This is a genomic window from Brevibacterium sp. 91QC2O2, assembly GCF_024580695.1.
GTDB lineage: Bacteria > Actinomycetota > Actinomycetes > Actinomycetales > Brevibacteriaceae > Brevibacterium > Brevibacterium moorei.
The window spans coordinates 1-390 of record NZ_JANIJY010000082.1; the positions used below are offsets into that span (position 1 = coordinate 1).

Annotated in this window: 1 protein-coding gene; it reads left to right on the top strand. The window is 65.9% G+C overall.

Annotated features, from left to right (window positions below):
- Positions 1-3 precede the first annotated feature (3 nt).
- Positions 4-390 (top strand): hypothetical protein (locus tag NQ036_RS15530; protein WP_257060042.1); only part of this gene is annotated, 387 nt, incomplete at its 3' end.

The following is a 390-nucleotide window of genomic DNA, read 5'->3' on the forward strand; positions in this document are numbered from 1 at the left end:
GGCGTGCATCGCTACACGTATTTCCCGAGCGCGGCGACGCAGAAGCGCAGCATGATCGTCAGCATCGACAACCCGATCGGCGGCTCGACCGCGAGCGGCAAGATCCAGGTCGTCGACGCGCAGACGATCGCCGGCTGGCAGTTCACGAACAACTGGGCGAACGACAAGCCGACGTATTTCGTCGCGCGGTTTTCGAAGCCGTTCGATATGCAGCACGTCGCGTTCAGCGCGGACGGCTTCAAGGCGTACCTGACGTTCGCCGACGGCGGCACTGGCGGCGCGGTCACGGTGAAGGTCGGCATCTCGCCGTCGAGCATCGCGGATGCGCAAGCCAATCTGGCGGCGGAAGTGGGCACGAAGTCGTTCGACCAGGTGCGCGGCGCGGCGGAG